Source organism: Clostridium sartagoforme (assembly GCF_004794105.1).
Classification (GTDB): Bacteria; Bacillota; Clostridia; order Clostridiales; family Clostridiaceae; genus Clostridium; species Clostridium sartagoforme_B.
Genome location: NZ_SRYR01000005.1, coordinates 108,346 through 130,732, shown reverse-complemented (window position 1 = coordinate 130,732; position 22,387 = coordinate 108,346). Strand labels below are relative to the sequence as shown.

The following is a 22,387-nucleotide window of genomic DNA, read 5'->3' as shown; positions in this document are numbered from 1 at the left end:
AAAATTAAAGTCATAGCTCGGATATGTTACAACACTCCGAGCTATATCTCTTATCTTAAGGTTATTTTTATTTATATTAATCTTAAGTAATTACTTAAAGTATTTGTAAACTATTTTAATTCTGGCCAGTATTCCTTATTTGCTTCAATTAAGTCATCTAAAACTTCCTTAGCAACTTTTGCACTTGGAACTGTCTTAGATAATGTTAATGCTTGCCATAATTTTTGATAGCTTCCTTCTATCCATGCTTCAACTACTAACTTCTCAACAGCTACTTGTTGTTCCATTAATCCTTTTTCAAATCTTGGAATACTTCCTTGAACTAAAGGTTCTGGACCATTACTTCCAACTATACATGGAACTTCTACCATAGCTGTTGGATCAAAGTTTTCAATAGCTCCCTTATTTTCAACTATACATAACATTCTTTCATGAGTGTTGTATGCTATTGCTCTAGCTAAATCAACTATAAATGATGCATGAGCATCTATATGGAATTCTCCACCCTTTGCTGTTCCAGCTTTAACTATATTTCTAGCAGCTTCAAATACATTCTTTTCTCTTCCATTCATTACTTCATTAGCTCTAGTATAGTCCTTATCAGAATGCTCTACTACGTAATCTGGATATAGGTAATATTTTAAGTATGTATTTGGTAAGAAATTTGGATCTAAAGCAATTAAATCCTTAGCCTTCTTATGAGTTTCTTGCCAGCTTGGTTCAGTATGTTGAGTATCTACTTCAACTTGATTTAAATAACCATTTTCAGCAACATAAGCTCTAAGCTGTGGCATTAAATCATTTCCTTGCTTATCTCTAACACTTGTCCACCATCCAAAGTGATTTAATCCAAAGTAGTTAACTTCTAAATCAGCTGGTGTTAATCCAACTATTTGAGACATACGTCTTAATGTTCCAACTGGCATATCACAAATATTTAGTACTTTTGAATTAGGCTTTAATACACGACATGCTTCTGCTACTATTGCAGCTGGATTTGAATAGTTTAACATCCAACAATTTGGAGAATACTTTTCCATCATGTCTATTAATTCTAACATTCCACCTATTGAACGCATTCCATATGCAATTCCACCTGGTCCACAAGTTTCTTGTCCTACAACTCCATGTTTTAGAGGAATCTTTTCATCTTTTTCTCTCATTTCATATTTACCAACTCTTATATGAGCCATACAGAAATCTACATCTGTAAAGGCTTCTTCTGGATCTGTTGTATATGAAAACTCTACTTCTGGGTAGCTTTCTTTTAATAAGATTTCTAATGCTGCCCCTATCGTATCTTGACGTTCCTTATCATTATCATATAATTTTAATTTACGTAGTGGGAATCTATCTGCATTATCTAAAAGCATCATTACAATTCCTGGCGTAAATGTACTTCCTCCACCTGCTATTACTACGGAAAATTTTCTGTTATCCATATTTCTTCCACCTTTCACTAATGACATATTTAAAAATTGTCATATTATATATTTGAAATTTATTATTTTTATTACTTACAAGCACATTATAGAACAGTAAAATATCTAGGTAAACCATTTCGGAGGCCAAAAAAACATGTTACTCTAGGTTGTAACCTGTTCCCCAAATTCTCTTTATTATCACAATCTTATTACTTTTATAATTTAAAATTTATATGATACAATTTAATTACTAGTATTTACCTAGGGGGGATTACAAATTGGAAATTATAATAATTTTATTATCATTATTAATTATTTTTAATATTGTATTTTACATACCTTACCTTTTAAAAAAGCAGGAAGAAAAATTATCTTTACATTTTAAAGAAATTCAAATAAGACTTAATAGACTTGAGAAATCAATTAAAACTAACGAAATTAAGGCTAATGAAAGTACTGATAAAAATTAATTAAAGGATGAAAAAATTTAAAAATTAAATAATTCCTATAAAAAATTTTAAAGCAAAAGAGGTTTTGCAATGCAAAACCTCTTCCTTCATTTTTTCATTATCTTAATTTTTTCATTTTAAAGTGCTTCGCATTTTAAACAGTAGACTATTAGTTTGCCTCTATTCCAAGGAATTCATCAACGCTCTTTCTAACGCCATTAACTTTTAGTCCATAAACTACTTGGACATTTTCTCCTTTTATAATAACACCATTAGCTTGTGTTTCATTCTTTAATAAGGCTTCATTAACTAAAGATGAATCTTTTACTATTAATCTTAATCTTGTATAACAGTTATCAACCTTAACTATATTATCTGCTCCACCTAATCCTTCTACTATTAGAGGTGCAAATCCTGATTCCCCATTAGAATCTTTTGATGCTACTTTTTCTTTATAATCACTCTTACTATAAAGCTTAGTATCTCCATCTTCTTCTCTTCCTGGAGTTCTTAATTTGAATTTAGTTATAACAAATCTGAATATTACATAGTAAACTACAAATTGTCCTAACCCAACTAATACATACATTGGCCAGCCTGTTTTTTCTATTCCAAGTGGTAAGTTATATAATAAGAAGTCTATTAATCCATTTGGACCTATTGCTGTAACTCCTAGTACATTTAATACAACCATACCTAAACCATTTAATATACCATGTATTACAAATAACACTGGTGCTGCGAACATAAATGAGAATTCAATTGGTTCTGTAACACCTGCTAATATTGATGTAACAGCAGCTGGTATTAATATAGCTTTAATCTTAGTTTTATTTTTTGGTAATGCTGTGTGATACATAGCTAAACATGCACCTATTAAACCAAACATTTTAGAAAGTCCTCTAGCATCCCAAATTACTGTTGCTGAAAGTTTAGCTATTGTTGGATCAGCCATTTCTGCAAAGTATATATTTCTAGCACCTTCAAAAACTTGGCCTCCTATTTCTGCAACTCCACCTAAAGAACTATATAAGAATGGTGTATAAACTAAGTGATGTAATCCTGTTGGGATTAATAATCTTTCTAATGCTCCATACGTAAATATACCGAAATTTCCTGAACCTTGTATAAATTCACCAAGACTATTAATAACATTTTGTACTGGTGGCCATACATAGCTAAATAATACAGCTAAACCAACAGTAACTGGTATTAATATTATAAATACTAATCTAGAACCTCCATAAATTTGGAAAGCTCCATCAAATTCTTTTTCACAGAACTTATTATGTATATAGGCAACAACAATTCCCAATATAATTCCTAAGAAAACTCCCATATCAAGAATTTGAACTCCTAATACAGTAGTTTGTCCACTTCCTCTTAAAGCATCTGCTGGTGCTAGCTTTTCAGTTAGTGTTAAAAATATATTCATTGCATTTATGAATACTAAGAATACTAAAAGTGAAGTAAATCCAGCCTCCGCCTTTTTCTTCTTTGCTAATCCAACCGCTAGTCCCACACAAAATATAATACCTAAGTTAGTTAATATTGAAACTAGTGAGCCTGATAGCATTTTACCAAGTCCATATACCATATCATTTTTAAGAAATGGTAAGTACTCTGCTAATTTTGCATTTGTTAATATATTACCTATAGCTATTATTATACCTGCAATTGGTAATATTAAAACTGGTACAAACATCCCCTTAGAAAAGTCTTGTAGTTTTGTCATTATCTTTTCTTTCATAGTTAATCTCCCTCCATTACGTTTTCAGAAACCATTTACATTTATCATTATAATTAGCAGGCTACTATCTGTATATAGATTTTAGGTCCAAAAAAACGTGTTACCCAATTAGATAACACGTTACTTAGATTACTTGTTTTTTCGCTTATAATACTCATATATTAAAAGCTCAACTAAAACTAATACCTTTGGGAAAAAAGTATTTGGCATTAAATTTCTATCGTCTAACTTATTTGCATCATCAATTTTAAAACTTATATCTGCTAGTTTACTTATGCTATTTTCTCTTTCGTTAGTAAAGGATACAACTTCTATTCCATATTCTTTTGCTGTCTTTACCTTATTTAAAACCATAGGTGTTTCCCCTGATTTTGATATTACTATTATAGAACTTATATAATCTAAATTATTTTCAAAAACTCCTATTGAATCTGTACCATTGGATAATATGCATCTTTTCCCCATTACTAATAGCTTCTTATTTATATATTCAGCGACTATTCCCGAAAATCCATTTGCATAAATAAAAATAAACTTGTTATCTTCACTAAATAATATATCAATAAATTTATCAATACATTCAGTGCTATTCCCCTGTAAAAGTCCCTCCATATTAAGGCTATCAACAAAACCTCTCTCATCTATAGTATCCCCAAAGTTACTTTTCTTAAGAGCAGCCAAATTATATTGCATTTCTAAGAATCCAGAATAACCCAACTTCTTCGAAAGTCTCATAACTGTAGATGTAGAAGTAAAATTATTTTTTGCAATACCTCTTACTCCAAGCTTATTAACTTCGTCTATATTATCTGCTATGTAATTTAATACCTTTATTTCTATTTCTGTAAGCCCCTTATTTTCTATAAACTTTGATAAATCCATTAAATCTCCTCCATCGTTATAAGAAGATTATATATTATTTTGATAACTTTTTCATTGTATAAATTATACAAATGCTAATATTATATCTTTATTTTCTCCTCTAACTTTTTAATTACTTCTTCAATTCTTTTCATTCTTGTTTCTTCCTTCTTAGCTGATGTTATCCATTGAAAATACTTTCTTTTTTGTGAATAAGACAAACTTTCATAAAATCCATAAGACTTTTCATTTAATATAAGCTTTTCTTTAAAATCTTCTGGCAATTCTATTTTTCTTTCATCTTCATCTTTTTCTAATTCAACACTGACTATATCACCAAAGCTTTTACCTATCTTGCTCCTTATTTCCTTTGTTATTCCAATCATATAGCAAGGTAAACCCATCCTTACAACTGATCCTCTATATTCTACATTATCAAATTTCACTTTTACCTTTAATCTCTTAGCTCCAAACTCTTTTTCAATATCTAAAGGCACCTCTATATATGTTGCATCTTTTCCATCATGCTTTTTTATTTCTGCTTCAAAATTATATTTTTTCATACATTACTCCTAACTGTATTAATTAATCTATTATTTTACTTTAATAAAATTATGGATTAATTTCAATGTATAATACTGACTTTCATTTTTTCTAATAATTCTTCTTATAAATATTAGTAGTTTGGCTATCCCCCTCTAATTATAACTTGGAATAAAATAAGAGTATGTAAAAATCCTTATAAAAAAACCTATAAACGAAACTTTTATTTACAATAACGTTTATAGGTATACATATTAAATCATTTTAATTAGACTAATTAAGCAGCTATCTTAAAAAAATTATCTCTATTAATATGATATTCAATTTCATTTTCTAATAATCTAACTTCTTTAAACCCAATTCCTTTAAATAAATTTTGAGATCTTTTATTAACCTTCTTTATTTTTGCAATTACATTATCTGCTCTCATTTCAAAGAAGGCAACCTTTAAAGCTTCAACTACTGCATTATGACCAATACCTTTACCCCATAATTCCTTTTCACCTACTGCAAGCACAATTTCTACAAAACTTCCTTTAGGTACTAGCCTTAAGAAACCAATTGTCCCATATAAGTTTTTTATAGTAAAAAATCTACAGTTATTATTGAAAAGATGAGTTAGTATAGGCATATTTACTCTATTTACTACGCTCATTAATTTTTTTTGCGCATTAGAATCCTCATTTAAATAACTTGTTATTTCCTCATCATTAAGCCAATCACATATTTTTTCAGCATCTGCCCTATAAACTTCCTGACTCAGGGCAACATTACTAATTTCCACAAAGAACACTCCCTAGCTAATATTTTATATTTAACAATGATATATTAACTCTATTACTAATATAAGTAAAAATTAGTATCCTTTGTTATCTAAATTTATCTCTCTTTTTTTAATTTTATCCCTATTTTACATAGTTTTTATAGCATTCTTATATTTACCATTTATAGGTTTTAATTCCCATTTAAAGTTATTAAAAGTATTTTTCTGTAATTTTATTTATTACAACTATTTATAAAGGTATTAAAGATTTTTCTTTGATCTTCAAAATCCTTATATAATAGTTCAGGATGCCATTGCACCCCCAGTACAAACTTTTTATTTTTTAAATAAATGCTTTCTATTAAATTATCTTCAGTTATTCCAGCTATACTCACCTTATCAGATATACTTTTTACACCTTGGTGATGAAGTGTATTTACCATAATCTCTTCTTTTTTAATTATATCAAATAGCAAAGATTCCTTACTTATAATAATCTTATGAACTAGTTTATTATAAGGCTTTCCTTGTCTATGATTACTTTCTTTATGATTATACTTCTCAACCTTTAAGTCTTGATATAAGCTTCCTCCTAAATATGAAGTTATCAATTGAAAGCCTCTACAAATAGCTAAAATAGGCTTGTTTGATTTTAAGATTTCTCCAAGTAAAATAGCTTCCATAGTATCTCTTGCTGTATTAACATATCCACAATAATTTTCTTTTTTTTCATTATATATTTTAGGATTTATATCTTGTCCTCCTGTTAGCAAAAATCCGTCAAATCTATAAGCTAAATTTTTTATATCCTCTTCATTATCTATTAATGGTAAAATAACAGGTATTCCACCTGCATCAGTTATGGCATTTAAATATGCAGGTAACATCCAAATACTCTCTTTTTCATCATCAAATAGTGCTGTAACTGCAATAATTGGTTTCTTCATAATATATTCTCCTTTCTTCAATATTCACTATTAAAAGTTCCTCTTGCTTATATAATATCATTTGTTCAATAACTTTTGTTCCCTATATAACTAATTATTCATACTTAAAGAATATATTATTCAATAAATAATCTGCATTTTTACCACTTATATTATTTAAAGTGTAAAATAGTTTTTGGAGTAAATTACATTAATTGAAAGTATCAATATTTTAATTTCTATATAAGTTAACTGTGTAATTACCTAGCTGAAAGTTTACATATGTACTAGTTTAATAGAATATAAAAATTTTACTGCAACTTATATGCTATTTATTATTTATAATATTAATATATAATATACGTATTACTTACTTTCATGGGAGAGATATTATGAATATACTTAAAGGTAAATACAAGAAAATTAACCTTACTAAAATTGGAGGATTAAACAATTCTAATTATTTATTTCAGATTAATAATAAAAAATATGTATTAAGGGTTCCAAGCAAAGATAATAAAAATAACTTTATTAATGAAGGAAAAATATTAGACCTTATTTCACAACTAAATATTTCACCTTTAATTAAGTATCATAATACAAAAGGGGTCTTAGTTAGTGAGTTTATACCATCAAGTAAAATCACTTTAGAAATATATAACTCAAAAGCTTTTATTTATAATACTTTGTTATCTTTAAAAAAACTACATACAAATAGATGTGATATATTTTTTAACCCTTTTAATGAAATTTATAAAAATATAGATTATTTAAAAGATATTAATTATAACTTCCACCATGATTTAAATGGAATATTGAATAAATTAAAATATATTGAAGAGATTTATCGTAATAATATGGATTTAGGTTTATGCCATAATGATTTAAATACTTCAAATATACTATATACAGAAAGTGATATTTTCTTTGTTGACTTTGAGTTCTCAGGAATGGGTGATATATTTTTTGATTTAGCTACCTTATCTTGGTTCTTAAATGATAAATTAAAGATGGAATTACTTAATAGCTATTTTGGATATTTTAATCTTTCTTTAAAAGAAAAACTAGAGAATTATATTTTTGTAGTAAAATTGTGGAATGCCACTTGGAGCTTTATAAAATCCATAAATAGCAATAGCCATTATGATTACAGATTGGGTGGAAATATGATATTAGATGATTTAATTAATAACTATCTTTAATTAAACACTCAATTAATTAAATACTCTATTTTATCTAAGTAGTTTTCTCTTTTTACAGTTTAACAATTATTTCTTTCTTACATATAATAAAGAAGCAATACTTTGGAGTTCTAACCTTGGACTATAATGATTTTTTAGAAGAATTAGAAGAATATATAAGAAACTCAGATTTAAGTATAGGTCAAGCTGAAATTCTTGGAGCTACCTTAAACTCCTTAGGATATCTTATAATAGCTTATGGTGCTAAAATAGATATTTACGAATTACTAAATGATGAAACTAATAGTGATTCTGCCTTTAGAACGTTTCTTTTGGGTCAAAGTATTATTGCTTTAGGGTATTCAATACTATGGGTAGTATCTTTAAATAGATTAAAAACTAAAAGACTAGAAAATGATTATTTAGAAAGGCAAAATAGCCTTAATGCTTATAGAAAGGTAGAAATATCATACCTTCTAAGTGCCTTTGCTAATTTCCTTAGACTTGAAGCCTTTTACGAATTACTTGTACTTAAAGATGAAGAATTAAAAGAAGAAGAGAATGAAGAGGAATAATGGCTGTATCAAATTTATTTTAGATTTTGATACAGCCATTCATATATTACCTTAGCTTTATATATTCTATTTATATTTCTTTATTACTTGGATTGCTAAACAGCTTGGTCCTCCTTGAGTTATAAAAGCAGGTCCTAGCTTCTTTATTTCTAAATCTATATTTTCAACCATCTCTCTTAATATAGCTTCCGCTTCTTTAGCCAACCCTATATTACAACCATGAGAAATATAGTATTTATAATCACTATTTACACCTATTTCCTTTAAATGATCTACTATCTTTTTTATAGCCTTCTTATAAGTTCTCTTTGCCGTAAACTTTTCCATTGCCTTACCATCTCTAGATAAAGTCATTACGGGAACTAAACTTATCACACTTCCTACTTTTCCTAATAAAGAAGAAATCCTTCCCCCTCTAACTAGAAAATCAAAATCATGAGGAATTAAAAATGATCTAGATGTATCTTTAAGCTTATTAATTACATTTACAATTTCGCTTTTAGTTAATCCATCTTCTACAAGTTTAACTGCTAAATCTACTAAATACCTATGAGGTCCACATAAAGTTTGTGAATTAATAACTTCTATCCTATCTGGATTACTATCCATATTTTTAGCCATACAAGCTGAATTATATGTTCCAGATAATCCATCTGCCATGGAAATATTAATTATTTCATCATCTTTATATTTATTTTGCAGTTCTAAAACACCACCTATAGATGGTTGAGAAGATTTAGGAACATGTCCTTTATTGATAATCTCAATAAATTCTTCTGAATTAATTTCCTCATATTCCATATAAGTTTTATCATTAATAGTTACAATTAATGGAGAAATATCTATATTATTAGCTTGTCCCTCATCAACTGAATAAAGGGTAGATGAGTCTGATATTATTTTAATCATCTTTAGTCTCCTATCACTATTTTATCTAGTAAATCTATAGTTACCAAGTTAAGATTACCATCACCTTTATTGTAGGTCAACAAATATTTTGTAAACATTTAATTTTTTAATTAATAAAATAGTAACATATAGTTAAACTTAAAATAAAACTAACTAATATAAACCTTTGTCCCCTCAGGAATATTGTCCCATATCCACTTTGCATTAACTTTCTCAAGTCTCACACAACCGTCTGATAAAGCCATTCCAAGCCTGCCATCTCTTACACTTCCATCTAAATTATATATAATTGAATGAAAAAGATAATTCCCTTTAAATTGAGTATAGTACCAACATTTATATCCCTTTTCTACACCAAAATAAAGGCCCTTTATTCCTACTGTAAAAGTTCCATTTGGAGTAGGGGTAGACTTTTTACCTATTGTACAAAGATAACTATGAATTAAAGTCCAGTTATTTTTAGATCCTGTAAAAATATTAACTTTAAAATTCTTTTTATCTACCCATATAAAATATTTAGTATTACTTGAAAAATCTCCTGAATTTATATATTTAGTGATATTTTCAATATAATTATCCTCTCCTCTAAATGCTGAAATAATCTTATTAATTATCCTCAAATCAATACCTCTCTATTATTGCTTATAAACTATACTATGCAATAGTAATTAAAGATTCTAAAAAATCATTAATCATCTTATATGTGACTATGTTACATACAGTTAATTGTTTTCAGTTTATATTGATATCAAGCAAATAAATTTCAGGAGGAAATATAAATGAAAAATAAAAAATGGTTAATAGGAGCTTTAATTTTAGGTTTTTCTTTTTTTATATCAGTCTTTTTAGTAAAACCTATAGGAGTATCTACTCAATTCTCAGTTTTATCAGGTATAATTCATAGTTCCTTAGATAAGGATGTTATTAAAGAGGATCCAACAAGAGAAGGTGGATATATAAGTTCAAATGCATATTATGATAAATCTGAAGGTAAACTAGCAAAATCAATTAAAAATCCACTAAATTATGATTTTATCTTTGTTTTAGCTATACCTTTAGGAGGATATTTAGGATATAAATTGTTAAAAAAGAAAAACTTAATAGAAGCCTCTGACTTTGAAGATGTAGAAACTCAAAGTTGCTCTATTGATGAAAATAAGTCAACTTCTACATGTAGCATAGAAGAAAAATGTTTTATAAAAAAATATGGTCCTAGTTTCTTTGGTGGAGCAATATTATTGTTTGGTGCAAGGCTTGCAGATGGATGCACTAGTGGACATATGATGAGTGGAATGATGCAAGGAAGTGTAAGTGGATATATATTTGCCCTTTCTGTATTTGCGACTGCTATTCCAACAGCAATTATTTTAAATAAAAGAAGAACTAATAAAAGGAGGGCTTAATTATGGAAATTATATTAGCAATATTATTAGGTGGCTTTTTCGGATTTGCTCTTTCCCTAGCAAAAGCTACTAATTTTAATAAAATACTAAAAATGTTACGATTAGAAGATTTATCCCTTGCAAAAATAATTATTTTTGCTATAGGATTTTCTAGTGTACTATTATCTTTATCTGACGCTCTAGGAATCTTTGATATATCTAATTTAAGTGTAAAAACTATGAATCTTGGCGTAGTATTAGGTGGACTTTTATTTGGATTTGCTTTTGGCTCAATTGGGACATGCCCTGGAACTTGTCTAGGAGCTATTACTAATAAAAGCACCTTAAAGAAAGCATTGGCTGCAGTTTTAGGTGGATTATTTGGTGCGTTATTATTCTCCCTTTCATATGGTTCTTTAAAAGAAATGGGCGTCTTTGATGTTTTAAATCTTGGTAAGATAACACTATTTAATGTATCAGAAAAATTCCCATCAATATTTGGTTTTGGTTTTACTGGGTTATTCCTAGTAGGTGTATTATTTATGATAGCAGCATATTTCTTACCAACTTCAATTTTAAAAACTGAAGATAAATAATATTACAAAAAAGCTTTTACATAGAAAACTATGTAAAAGCTTTTATTTTTTATTTATTTAGTTTTAATTTCTTCTTAAATAATAATCCACTTCCTACTACTATTAATGCTAATCCAACTAATATAAATAGTCTTACATCAAATACATCCCCTGTTGAAGGAAGATTTCCTTTACCTAAACTATTATTATTATCTATATTGCCATTATTTACAGCTTCTTTCATCTTAACATTCTTAAAAGTAAATTCTTGAGTCTTTGAAGAATCTATAACAACCTCTACTTCAATATCATCTTTGATATATCCTTCTGGAGCCTTAGTCTCTTTTAGAATATATTTACCATAGTCAACAGCTTCAAATCTTATTACTCCATTTTCATCGCTAATTGATTTTGATATCTCCTTACCATCTTTGTTATATAGAGTAAACTCTGCTCCCTTTAGTGGATTTCCATTTTCATCAACTTTTTTGATTTCTACTGTTCCTTTTATTCTGGTGTTTTCAATTTCATATGAATATACTGAATTATTATCTTTAACACTTACTTCTTTTTTTTCATCAGTACCAATATAGCCTTCTGGAGTTTTAGTTTCTTTAATATAATAATCTCCATATACTACGTCTTCGAATACTGCTATTCCATCTTCATTAGTTACTGCAGTTCCAATAACTTCATCAGCACTATTATAAAGAGTAAATTCTGCTCCAATTACCTTATTTCCATCTTGATCTAACTTATTAATCTTTATATCAGCTTTAATTTTAGTATTAGTAATTTTTCCTGCTTCATAAACTAGTCCAGATTCCTCTCCATTTACACTAACCTTTAATATCTCCTCTGAGATATTGTATCCTTCTGGGGCTTTAGTTTCTTTTACTTCATAATCTCCATAAGGAATATTTTCAAAGGTAACTTCTCCATTTTCATTTGTTACTAAAGATTGAACCTCATTCCCTTGAGAATCAAATAGAGTAAGTTCTGCATTTGCTAGGAATTTATTATCTTCATCTATTTTAAATGCTTTTATATTACCTAAGATTCTTTCATTTACTATAGTTTCTTTTAAAGTTATTCCATTTTCATTAATAGTAAAATCATGCTTATCAGTCTTTAATAGATATCCTTCTGGAGCTTTAGTTTCTATATAATAGTAGTTTCCGTAAACTAAATCTTCGAATTTAGCTATTCCATTTTCATCTGTTGTTGCTTTTGCTACTTCTTTATCAAATGAATCATAAATAGTGAATTCTGCTCCCTTTAACGGATTATTATTCCCATCATTCTTTGAAATTTCAATATTACCCTTTATTCTAGTATTTTCAATTTCAATAGATTTATCACCATTATTTTCTTTGATACTAACATCAAACTTTTCATCAGTTCCTATATATCCTTCTGGAGTTTTAGTTTCTTTAATATAATAATCTCCATATACTACATCTTCGAATACTGCTATTCCATCCTCATTAGTTACTGTAGTTCCAATAACTTCATCATTGTTATTATAAAGAGTAAATTCTGCTCCAACTACCTTATTTTCATCCTGATCTAATTTATTAATCTTTATGTCAGCTTTAATTTTAGTATTAGTAATTTTTCCTGCTTCATAAATTAAACCAGTTTCTTCTCCATTTATCCTAACTTTTAATACTTCTTTTGAAATGTTGTACCCTTCTGGGGCTTTAGTTTCTTTTACTTCATAATCTCCGTAAGGAATATTATCAAAAGTAACTTCTCCATTTTCATTTGATACTAAAGATTGAACCTTCTTCCCTTGAGAATCAAATAATGTAATTTCAGCATTCAGTAAGAATTTATTATCTTCATCTACTTTTACTACTTTAATATTTCCTAATATTTTTTCATTATTCACAGTTTCTTTTATAACTGCTCCATTTTCACTAATAGTAAATGGATGTTTTGTACTATTTAATATATATCCCTCTGGAGCCTTTGTTTCAACATAATAATAGTTTCCATAGACTAATTTTTCAAATTTAACTACTCCATTTTCATCTGTTGTTCCCTTTGTTACTCCCTTATCAGCTGCATCATAAATAGTAAATTCTGCTCCCTTTAATGGATTATTATTTTTATCTAATTTTAGTAACTCTAAATCACCTTTAATTCTAGTATTCTCAAATTTATAAGCTATATTTTTAACACCAGATGAGCTTTCTATCTTAAATTCTTGAATATTATCTTCATTTATTAAATATCCTTCTGGTGCTGATATTTCTTCCACATAATAAGGTATATCAAATTTAATTTTATCAAACTTCACCTCACCAATTTCATTAGTTTCTCCTGTCACTATTACATTCTTATACTTATCTAATAAATTGAATTTAGCCCCTTTAAGTTTTACCTGAGTCTCTTTATCTACTTTAGTTACAGTGATTGATCCTCTTGTCCCTACTGCACCACCACCACCTGATTGGAATTCTACGTCAACAGAATCACTAGTGCTGTTTTCACTAGTTTTTTCCCCTTTAAAATTTACTTTATTAGTAAATGGTGATTTACTTTTATCTACAACATTTGTTCTAAATGTTAATAAATATGATGAACTTACTTTACCTGGGAAATTAAATATAAACTTTCTAGTATTTGTATCATATTTAACACTATTTTCATTTAATTCAACAATATCACCCTTAACTAAGTTTCCATTAGAATCTAAAATTTGCTTATATAATTCTATAGATGTCGTGTCTAATTCTAATCCCTCTTGTAAATCATCTTCAATAGTTACATTTCCCATAGAAATTGAATTAGAGTTTATTACTACATTCCAATCAATATAGTCATTTCCCCATTGATAATCTGCTGATTTTTTAATTACTGAGTTTTCAATTTCCCTCTTTGCCTCTGTAGATACATTGGGAGGGATAACATCTCCAGTTATTTCAGCATTATTTTTAACTATCTTTTTTCCATTAGTATAGAAAACAGACTCATCTGTGATCTTAGTTTTAAACGTAATTTCATAAGTTTCATTTATTTTATCATTAAATTTATAAGTTAAGGTTCCTGTTTTATCTTTATCATCCTTATCTGCCTTTGTATAAGTAAATCTACTGTTATCAGCATTATTATTTATAGTTGCAGAACCTTCCACATATTCTTGTCCTATTTTAATATTATCAGTAACAACTACTTGTCCTAATTCTGTCTTGTTTTTATTAACAATTATCTTCCAAATAATTTCTTTACTTACAGAATCATAACTTTCTGATTGTTTATCAATAACATTACTTGTAACTTTTTGTTCTGATGTACTTTTAACCCCATTATCTATATTACCAGCATTCATATATACGGTGTTGCTATAATTTTTACTAACATTTCCTGCATAAACACTACTATCAGTTACTTCAGTTTGAAAAGTAATAACATATTTTTTATTAATAGTCTTTTTAAAGCTATAAGTGATAGTTTCAGTTTTATTGGTATCTCCCTCTAAAGCTGGTTTATAATTAAATTTATCTGCATCAGGAGGCGCTCCATCTATTGTAAAACTTCCACCAACATACTTTTGTCCCTCTGGAATGCTGTCTGATATTATAGGATTCACAAGTTCTACTTCGTTATTATTAACTTCTATCTTCCATTTTAAATAATGATTTTTAGCATCATATTCACCCATAGCACTTTTCTCTAAAATATTACTTCCTACTCCTACATTAGCAGATGCAGAAGGTTCACCTTCTAAGCCTCCCACTATAGTTGCAGTATTTTCAAAATATTTTGTATCATTTGATTGATAAACTTTTGGGTCTACAACTGTAGAAAAAGTAATTATTTGTTGAGTATTAATTGTTCCGTTAAATGTATAATCTAATTTTTTATTAACCTCATCATAATTGTAATTATTATTTACTTCATTATTTACTTTAAATGAGTATTTTATTAACTCTAACCCTGTTGGTATAATATCTTCTACCTTTAAATTATTAAGCTCTAAAGCATTGTTATTTACTTTAATAGTCCAATCTATCTTTTTTTCATTAGAATTATAGTTACCAAACTTTTCAATATAATTTGTCTTAACATCTACTGAAGCTTCATTAGACTCTTTAATGTCACCATTTATATCAAGGATTGCTTTATTATATAATTTTATGCTTTCCCCTTGTTCTTTTGGTAAAATACTTGTATCACTTATTCTAGTTTTAAAAGAAATTATATGTTTTTTATTAGTTTCTTTATTGAATGCATAAGTTAGTGTTCCTGATTTCTCCTTATCACTTGAATCTGCCTCACTATAAGAAAAACCACTTGTATCATCACTATTATCTATTTTTGCTGTTCCTTTAATATATTCTTGTCCAAATGGAATATTATCTGTAATTATTGGATTTTTTAAATTTACATTTTCCTTATTAAATTCTATATTCCAAGTAATTTCATTTTCAGCTCCATTATAACCGCTACTCCACTTATATATAGATGATTCTGGAACTGGATCCTGTTTGAATTTAACTTCTATTTCAATGGGCTCTGCTTCCCCAGAAAAATTAAATTGCAATTTTTCACTTTCATTATTTCCTATATTATTTCTATCAAATTTTGTATCTAAATAAAAATAGCCACTTACATTTGAATGAGCTTCAGCATATTCTGTAAATTCTATGTCTATTTGTCCACCTTTTTTAAAATGAGCTATAGCAACAACTTCTCTATCTTCATCTAGTAATTCTTTATCGAAGTTACTTATAAGCTCTATTTGATTTGGAATATTAACTGTAAATATTTCTCCCTCTTGTACCTCTTCAATATTGGGAATTTCAAAATTAAATTTAACACGTACATCTGAAGATTTATCTATAGCATTTTCTAAAGGCTTATCATTAAAATCGGTTAATTCAATTGATTTAATAAACCTAAAGACTTTATTTTCTTCAGCTTTTACTATATCTCCATGCCCAATTCCAGAAAATAACTGTATTATAAATAATCCTAATATTGTAACAGCTATTTTTTTCGTTTTTTTCATAGAACCCCTCCATTATATGATTTTATTAGTATTGATTATTTAAAAATTATAGTTATCAATACTCACAAAATACTCACAAATAGATGGGGTTCAAACTTACAATTTCCCTAATAAATTTAAATATAGTAACTCGGTTGATTTTCTAGGTTCTATATCTAACTCTTCCTTTAAGGTTATTTCTAGCTTTTTATAAATATTAATTATATTTAATTTATCATTAAACTTATAAAAAGTTTTCATAAGCAGCTCTATAGTATCTTCATCTATAGGATTTAGTTTTAAAAACTTTTTTGTATACTCTTCTGTCTTATAATATAAATTTTTATCATAATAATATTTACTTAAAGCTTTTATAGTATTAAGATAATATTTTTCAATATTTTCTTTTAAATCTATAGCCCAAACATAATCCTTACTTCCATATAAATCTCCCTTATACTTTGATAGAATAACCTCAATATTTTTTATTTTTGGTTCATTTAAAATAAATTTTTTATTCATTAAATCTTCTAATTCCCATAAATCACAATGGATATTTCCAAAAATTCCACTATAACTGCCTTGCTGATGCATTATTTGATTTTCTATTCCATAAAATTTCAAGGTTTTCTTTAGCCTATATATTGTATTATGTAAATTATGAAGTGCTTTCTCTGAGGTTAAATTAGACCATAGCATTTCACATAGTTTCCATTTATCAACTTTTTCTCCTCTTAAATATATAAAGTATGCAAATAATTCTTCTTCTTTAATAGTCGGCCATTTCACTACCTCTTTTCCACCATTACCATATACTTCGAAATTACCTAATGTGATTATTTGATTTTTATATGAATTTTCAGTAAAATAAATACTCTTTTTTCTATATTTTAATAATCTTTTTACAGTAACATCTAACATTTCTTTCGTTAATGGCTTTAATATATAATTAATTGTATTTACTTTAAAAGCTTCCATAGCATACTTTTCATATGATGTTAAAAATACTATTTGTATATTTTCATTAAACTCTTCAACTTTCTCAGCAATTTCTATTCCATTAATCTCTGGCATTTCTATATCTAAAAAAACAACATCAGGCTTTAATTTACTTAAAGATTTTAAAAATTTATTTCCATTATAAAATTCTCCCACAATATTTAAGTATTCGTTTTTGCTAATAATATTTTTCTCAATCTCTAGAATTAAGGGATTATCATCAACAATTATAGTTCTCATTTTAATTCCTCACCTTTTTAAATAAAACTTATATTTATCTTACTCCTTAAATTGTACCTCTTTCCAATACACTTATAAATATCACTTCCAAAAATAGAACAAATTTACTATTATCTTAATATTTTCTAATAAAACTTGATTTTTTATAAAATAAGACATGATTTCTTATTAATTATTTATTTTTATTGCACTTTTTTAATACAACTTTTTTTACATCATTTGCTTTATTTGTTATTACAATGTAAGCTATAAGAATATAAGGGAGGTTGATGCATATGTGGGGCTTTAGATTAAGCTCTATTATTGTTTATTAATGTAATTACCAAAGCTTTATAGAGCTTAATAAAAACTAAGTATTCAAATTAAGAATTAAGTTTTTAGGAGGTATTTATAAATGTCAAATTTAGCCTTAAAGGTATACAATAGAAATGTAAAAGAAAATCAATCAAGACTTAGAAAGAAGGGAGAAATTCCTGGAATTATTTACGGTGAATTCCTTGAAGAAAATCTTCCAGTTAAAATGTGTAATGCAGAACTAAGAAGACTACTTAGAAAAAATAGCAGTGGATCAATTTTAGAAGTTTCACTTGAAGAAAGAAAAATTAAATGTGTTGTTAAAGAAGTACAAAAAAATGAAAAACACGAAATCATTCACGTTGATTTTCAATATATAAAACCTAATGAAGTAATTAAAATGAGAATTCCAGTTAAATTTATTGGACAAGATTTATTAGAAGCTAAAAGACTTACATTAGAAACACATAATTTATATATAGATTTACAAGGCGATGTAGAAAAAATACCTGAATCTATAGAAATTGATGCTTCTGATATGAAATTAGATGATAAAGTATTTATTGAAGATATTGTTATTCCAGCGGATATAACAATTTTAAGCGACTCCAAAACTCTTTTAGCAGTTGTTAGTAGTCAATATTTTAGTTAAATTATTATATATGTTGTAACATAAATAATTTAAAAAGGATGATTCTTAATATAGAATCATCCTTTTTATTCTTAATAAGGTCTAACTATATACTGCACTATATAGCTTTGGCAAAATATACTTTAATTTTGAGAAGATATGAATTTAAAAACTAGATTTACCTTGAATAGAACTCTACTATTAGATTTTCATTTATTTCAATAGGTATTTCTTCTCTTAATGGATATCTTTTATATACAGCTTTAAAGTCATCTAAATTTGACTCAATGTAAGGTAATGTATTTGTGTGGTTATTTAAGTAATAATTATAGTTAGAAGACTTTCTTGATTTTTCTCTTAAAGAAATTTCTGTACCTGGTTCAACCTTATAAGATGGTATATCTATCTTTTTACCATTTACTAATATATGACCGTGATTTACCATTTGCCTTGCTGCTCTTATAGAGTTAGCAAAACCCATTCTATATACAAGATTATCTAATCTTGATTCTAGTCTTATTAATAAGGCCTCTCCAGTTGTACCATTCTTAGCCTTGAAAGCATCTTCAATATATTTTCTAAACTGTTTTTCTAAGACTCCATAATAAGCTCTTAACCTTTGCTTTTCTAATAGTCTTATACCATATTCAGATAACTTTTTATCTGCTCTACTTGTTCCTTTAGTAGCTCTATTCATAGCCTTTGGATGTCCTGAAACATTCAATCCAAGCCTTCTACTTTCTTTAAATCTTGGGCTTCTCTTTCTAGCCATTTCTTTCCTCCTCTTTAAAATTAAAATATATTATTATAATATCATATACTCCACTTAATTGAAAATGATTATCATTATTATTTATCTTTGTTTATTTCATTTATCCCTATCATAATCCGTTTTTCTAACTAATTTGCAGAATACCTTACTTTTTTGTATTGAAAGTAAGATACTATTTATAAAAATTTTTATAAAAAATAATTTTAATATCTATTTTTCAATAAATAATTCACAGCATAAGTAATTGTGTTATTTTAAGTATAAAAATAATTTGTAAATTAAATTACACCAATTGAAAGCATCGAGTTTTTAATTTTTACATAAGTTGCTTATGTAATTATCTAACTGAAATTTAAATATGAACTAACTTAATAAAATGCAGAAATTTTATTACAACTTATATATTAATTATAAAAAAACTAGATTAGAAAATTAATTAACTTTCCAATCTAGTCTTTTAATTTACTTAAGATACGTTTAATTTAATATATCTTAAGTATCTATTAATAGCTTTCTATATCTCTATCTAAAGAATAATTTACTATTATTTTTCTTTTTTCTTTTTTCTTAATAAGAATGCACCTGTTCCTAAAGCAGCAATACCAATAAATCCTATTATACTTTCTTGTCCTGTTATAGGTAACTTTCCTACATTATCCTTATTATTTGAATCTTCTATTTCAGTGTTATTTTCTTCTCCAGAGTTTCCTCCGTTACCAGAGTTATTTCCTATTTCTGAATTTTCTCCATCTCCTGAGTTGTTTCCATCTCCATGATTATTTCCATCGCTTGGGTTGTTTCCGTCTTCAGGATTGTTTCCATTGCCTGGGTTGTTTCCGTCTTCAGGATTATTTTCATCTCCTGGATTGTTTCCATCCCCTGGATTCTCAGGTGCATCTAGTAATAAATCTAATTGATCTTTAAAGTTTTCATAGTTATCTAACCTATTATCTATTCTGATTTCTATATATCCATCATTGCTATCTTTAAAGAATTTAAATAAATTAATCTTCTTTTCAACCTTTATTTTATATACTGTAGAATTTCCATCTACATATTTATCTTCTAAAGTTGTCTTTAATTTTTCTAAGTCTTTTATGAATTTATTAAACTCTTCTACAGTTGTATTTTTCACTTCTAATACTAGTGGGTCATTAACATCACCTATTCCATATAATGGTGTTACTATATCTTTATCCACTATACTTACTATAAATGATGGTATCTCATCATTATTATCGAAGTTTATTATATCAATAGTTAAGCTATCTGACTTATTACTTCCATCAATAGTTGAAGCTGTTATAGTAACTTGCCCTTCTGATTTAGCTATTACTTTGGCATCTCTTCCTAGTACTTCTATTTCAGCAATATTTTCATCACTAGTAGACCATTCTATATCTTTTATATCAGCTTCCTTATTTACAGTTGCTGTTAAGATACTGCTACTTCCTATGTATAACTGATTTATTTTACTATCAATAGTTATACTAGTTGCTAAAGAGATATTCTTCTCTACTGTTACTTTTATAGTTTTAGTTGTTTTTGCTTTCTGACTATCTTCAACTGTATATGTAATTTTATATTCTCCTGGAGTGTTTACATCTACTATATCCCCTGTAACTACTATATCATTCGTTATATCATTATCTTCTGGATCTATTGCTTTAACTCCATCTAGTGGATCAAAGTAATCTCCTACCTTTATAGTTCTATCTTCTGCATATATTACAGGTGCCTTATTAATTGAAGTTATTTTAGGATTAACAACTACTTTGCTTTGAACTTTAGTAGTTTTACCTTTACTATCTGTTGCTGAATATAAAACTCTATATGTTCCAGGAATACTTGTATTAACATTACTTTCAACTTGTAATTCTATATTCTTATCTTCGTCTTCTACAGTAACATCGTCTTTTGGATCAAATTTATCTCCAACTTTTAATACATGATCCTTAACTCCTAATATAACTGGTGCCTTATTAGCTTTTACTGTTAAAGTAATTGTCTTCTCACCTTTGTTTCCATAAGTATCTATAGCTGTATATGTTATTTTATATTCTGTATCAGCTTCTGGATCTAAGTCAATATCTTTATCTGAAGTAACTTTTATATCAGCAACTTCCCTACCCTTGGCATCTATTGCCTTAACACCATCTAATGGTTCAAATCTTTCTCCAGCATCTATAGTTATATCTTTTAATTCTTCTCCATTTTGAGTAAATGTTGGTGGTGTCTTAATATCATCTTGAACTACATTTACTTGTACTGTTACAGTGTCAGATCTTTCTCCAAAACTATCTATAACTGTACATTGTAAATCATAAATTCCTGGTTTGTCCTCTACAAACTCAGTTATTATGTCTTTACCTTTTTTAACTTCAAGCTTTAACTTATCATCTTTATCATCATCTGACATTGATATCCCTAGATTCTCTGCAGTTAACTCTAGTTTTTCTCCATCAGTAACTTCTAAATACTTATATTCTAAGCTTATTTTAGGTGCTGTGTTCATAGTAATAATATTATTCTTATTGTATTCTACATTAGTTGTATAATACTCTTTATTAGTATTACTTATGTATTTATATTCGTAATTACTTGTTGGAATAACCTTATATTTAGGTGCCTCACCTTTGGCTAGTAAGTTAGTTGAATCAGGGGATTTTACATCTAACTCAAAAACCTCAATTTTATTTCCTGTTTTAGGAATAGAATTTTCAGCTGTTATTAATACATCTATAGTATTATTTTCTTCATTAACAGTATAATCTACTAATATCTCATTTGAACTGCTTGAGTAATCTTTATTACTAAGCCTTGTCTCTACTTCTGATGTAATTAAATCCTTTATACTATTTTTCCCATCCTTTAAAGATGCACCCTCCAACTTAACACTAAATTGAAGTGCTTTTGGTATATCTTCTATATTATCTAACGCTACTTTAACAGTATCACTATCAACTTTTTCTACAACTAATTCAAATTTATCTTCATTATTAGCTTTTTGAACTTCCTTAAATTTGGGAGTTGCGTATACAATTGCAACAGTTGATGTTAATGCTAAAGTTGATGCTATAGCAACCTTTGCCAATGATTTCTTACTTTTCATAT

Annotated in this window: 18 protein-coding genes; 6 read left to right on the top strand and 12 right to left on the bottom strand. The window is 27.3% G+C overall.

What is annotated here, in order from left to right:
* Positions 1 to 110: 110 nt before the first annotated feature.
* The gene (locus tag E5347_RS11195) at positions 111 to 1,442 is read right to left on the bottom strand and encodes a 6-phospho-alpha-glucosidase (protein ID WP_136007317.1); all 1,332 of its coding nucleotides are present in this window, start codon (positions 1,440 to 1,442) and stop codon (positions 111 to 113) included.
* A gap of 260 nt (positions 1,443 to 1,702) precedes the next feature.
* Between E5347_RS11195 and E5347_RS11190 the strand changes: the two genes are divergently transcribed.
* Positions 1,703 to 1,894, top strand: a complete 192-nt coding sequence (locus tag E5347_RS11190) for a hypothetical protein (protein WP_136007316.1) — start codon at positions 1,703 to 1,705, stop codon at positions 1,892 to 1,894.
* Between the two features lie 148 nt (positions 1,895 to 2,042).
* Here the strand turns inward: E5347_RS11190 and E5347_RS11185 are convergent, their stop codons facing one another.
* The 5 genes from E5347_RS11185 to E5347_RS11165 all read right to left on the bottom strand — a co-directional run bounded on the left by E5347_RS11185 (position 2,043) and on the right by E5347_RS11165 (position 6,737).
* Entirely contained in the window at positions 2,043 to 3,623 is a 1,581-nt protein-coding gene (locus E5347_RS11185; protein ID WP_136007315.1) for a PTS transporter subunit EIIC, read from the bottom strand.
* A gap of 129 nt (positions 3,624 to 3,752) precedes the next feature.
* Entirely contained in the window at positions 3,753 to 4,505 is a 753-nt protein-coding gene (locus tag E5347_RS11180) for a MurR/RpiR family transcriptional regulator (RefSeq protein WP_136007314.1), read from the bottom strand.
* Positions 4,506 to 4,585: 80 nt separating this feature from the next.
* A complete protein-coding gene (locus tag E5347_RS11175; RefSeq protein ID WP_136007313.1) occupies positions 4,586 to 5,047 on the bottom strand; it encodes a YdeI/OmpD-associated family protein in 462 nt (153 codons plus the stop codon).
* A gap of 257 nt (positions 5,048 to 5,304) precedes the next feature.
* Positions 5,305 to 5,811: a GNAT family N-acetyltransferase gene (locus tag E5347_RS11170; RefSeq protein WP_136007312.1), complete on the bottom strand. Its 507-nt coding sequence runs from the start codon at positions 5,809 to 5,811 to the stop codon at positions 5,305 to 5,307.
* Positions 5,812 to 6,023: 212 nt separating this feature from the next.
* The gene (locus tag E5347_RS11165; protein ID WP_136007311.1) at positions 6,024 to 6,737 is read right to left on the bottom strand and encodes a gamma-glutamyl-gamma-aminobutyrate hydrolase family protein; all 714 of its coding nucleotides are present in this window, start codon (positions 6,735 to 6,737) and stop codon (positions 6,024 to 6,026) included.
* Positions 6,738 to 7,108: 371 nt separating this feature from the next.
* Between E5347_RS11165 and E5347_RS11160 the strand changes: the two genes are divergently transcribed.
* Together E5347_RS11160 and E5347_RS11155 are read left to right on the top strand one after the other, a co-directional pair.
* Positions 7,109 to 7,918, top strand: a complete 810-nt coding sequence (locus E5347_RS11160; RefSeq protein ID WP_136007310.1) for a choline kinase family protein — start codon at positions 7,109 to 7,111, stop codon at positions 7,916 to 7,918.
* Positions 7,919 to 8,034: 116 nt separating this feature from the next.
* Complete coding sequence (locus E5347_RS11155; protein WP_136007309.1) at positions 8,035 to 8,472, top strand: hypothetical protein; 438 nt, start codon at positions 8,035 to 8,037, stop codon at positions 8,470 to 8,472.
* Between the two features lie 66 nt (positions 8,473 to 8,538).
* On the opposite strand, the gene E5347_RS11150 is transcribed toward E5347_RS11155, so the two are convergent.
* Positions 8,539 to 9,381, bottom strand: coding sequence for a DegV family protein (locus tag E5347_RS11150; protein WP_136007308.1), 843 nt, complete (start codon positions 9,379 to 9,381; stop codon positions 8,539 to 8,541).
* 149 nt (positions 9,382 to 9,530) lie between these two features.
* Positions 9,531 to 9,950, bottom strand: a complete 420-nt coding sequence (locus E5347_RS11145; RefSeq protein ID WP_425350458.1) for a L,D-transpeptidase — start codon at positions 9,948 to 9,950, stop codon at positions 9,531 to 9,533.
* A 210-nt stretch (positions 9,951 to 10,160) separates the two neighbouring features.
* Between E5347_RS11145 and E5347_RS11140 the strand changes: the two genes are divergently transcribed.
* Together E5347_RS11140 and E5347_RS11135 are read left to right on the top strand one after the other, a co-directional pair.
* Entirely contained in the window at positions 10,161 to 10,784 is a 624-nt protein-coding gene (locus E5347_RS11140) for a YeeE/YedE thiosulfate transporter family protein (protein WP_136007306.1), read from the top strand.
* 2 nt (positions 10,785 to 10,786) lie between these two features.
* Positions 10,787 to 11,359, top strand: coding sequence for a hypothetical protein (locus E5347_RS11135; RefSeq protein WP_136007305.1), 573 nt, complete (start codon positions 10,787 to 10,789; stop codon positions 11,357 to 11,359).
* A 49-nt stretch (positions 11,360 to 11,408) separates the two neighbouring features.
* Here E5347_RS11135 and E5347_RS11130 read toward each other — a convergent pair whose 3' ends face one another.
* Both E5347_RS11130 and E5347_RS11125 read right to left on the bottom strand, forming a co-directional pair.
* On the bottom strand, positions 11,409 to 16,358 hold the full coding sequence (locus E5347_RS11130) for a SpaA isopeptide-forming pilin-related protein (protein ID WP_136007304.1): 4,950 nt from the start codon (positions 16,356 to 16,358) through the stop codon (positions 11,409 to 11,411).
* Between the two features lie 96 nt (positions 16,359 to 16,454).
* A complete protein-coding gene (locus E5347_RS11125) occupies positions 16,455 to 17,576 on the bottom strand; it encodes a response regulator (protein WP_136007303.1) in 1,122 nt (373 codons plus the stop codon).
* 394 nt (positions 17,577 to 17,970) lie between these two features.
* On the opposite strand from E5347_RS11125, the gene E5347_RS11120 reads away from it, so the two are divergent.
* On the top strand, positions 17,971 to 18,522 hold the full coding sequence (locus tag E5347_RS11120; RefSeq protein WP_136007302.1) for a 50S ribosomal protein L25: 552 nt from the start codon (positions 17,971 to 17,973) through the stop codon (positions 18,520 to 18,522).
* 157 nt (positions 18,523 to 18,679) lie between these two features.
* Here the strand turns inward: E5347_RS11120 and rpsD are convergent, their stop codons facing one another.
* Positions 18,680 to 19,273 (bottom strand): 30S ribosomal protein S4, encoded by a 594-nt coding sequence (rpsD, locus tag E5347_RS11115; protein WP_136007301.1) that lies wholly within the window; start codon positions 19,271 to 19,273, stop codon positions 18,680 to 18,682.
* 544 nt (positions 19,274 to 19,817) lie between these two features.
* Positions 19,818 to 22,385, bottom strand: a complete 2,568-nt coding sequence (locus E5347_RS11110) for an immunoglobulin-like domain-containing protein (protein ID WP_136007300.1) — start codon at positions 22,383 to 22,385, stop codon at positions 19,818 to 19,820.
* Between the last annotated feature and the right edge of the window lie 2 nt (positions 22,386 to 22,387).

Coding starts and splice junctions, on each gene's coding strand:
- E5347_RS11195 (WP_136007317.1), bottom strand. CDS start 1,442: ATGGATAACAGAAAATTTTCCGTAGTAATAGCAGGTGGAGGAAGTACA.
- E5347_RS11125 (WP_136007303.1), bottom strand. CDS start 17,576: ATGAGAACTATAATTGTTGATGATAATCCCTTAATTCTAGAGATTGAG.
- E5347_RS11180 (WP_136007314.1), bottom strand. CDS start 4,505: ATGGATTTATCAAAGTTTATAGAAAATAAGGGGCTTACAGAAATAGAA.
- E5347_RS11160 (WP_136007310.1), top strand. CDS start 7,109: ATGAATATACTTAAAGGTAAATACAAGAAAATTAACCTTACTAAAATT.
- E5347_RS11185 (WP_136007315.1), bottom strand. CDS start 3,623: ATGAAAGAAAAGATAATGACAAAACTACAAGACTTTTCTAAGGGGATG.
- E5347_RS11120 (WP_136007302.1), top strand. CDS start 17,971: ATGTCAAATTTAGCCTTAAAGGTATACAATAGAAATGTAAAAGAAAAT.
- E5347_RS11130 (WP_136007304.1), bottom strand. CDS start 16,358: ATGAAAAAAACGAAAAAAATAGCTGTTACAATATTAGGATTATTTATA.
- E5347_RS11135 (WP_136007305.1), top strand. CDS start 10,787: ATGGAAATTATATTAGCAATATTATTAGGTGGCTTTTTCGGATTTGCT.
- E5347_RS11140 (WP_136007306.1), top strand. CDS start 10,161: ATGAAAAATAAAAAATGGTTAATAGGAGCTTTAATTTTAGGTTTTTCT.
- E5347_RS11165 (WP_136007311.1), bottom strand. CDS start 6,737: ATGAAGAAACCAATTATTGCAGTTACAGCACTATTTGATGATGAAAAA.
- rpsD (WP_136007301.1), bottom strand. CDS start 19,273: ATGGCTAGAAAGAGAAGCCCAAGATTTAAAGAAAGTAGAAGGCTTGGA.
- E5347_RS11175 (WP_136007313.1), bottom strand. CDS start 5,047: ATGAAAAAATATAATTTTGAAGCAGAAATAAAAAAGCATGATGGAAAA.
- E5347_RS11150 (WP_136007308.1), bottom strand. CDS start 9,381: ATGATTAAAATAATATCAGACTCATCTACCCTTTATTCAGTTGATGAG.
- E5347_RS11110 (WP_136007300.1), bottom strand. CDS start 22,385: ATGAAAAGTAAGAAATCATTGGCAAAGGTTGCTATAGCATCAACTTTA.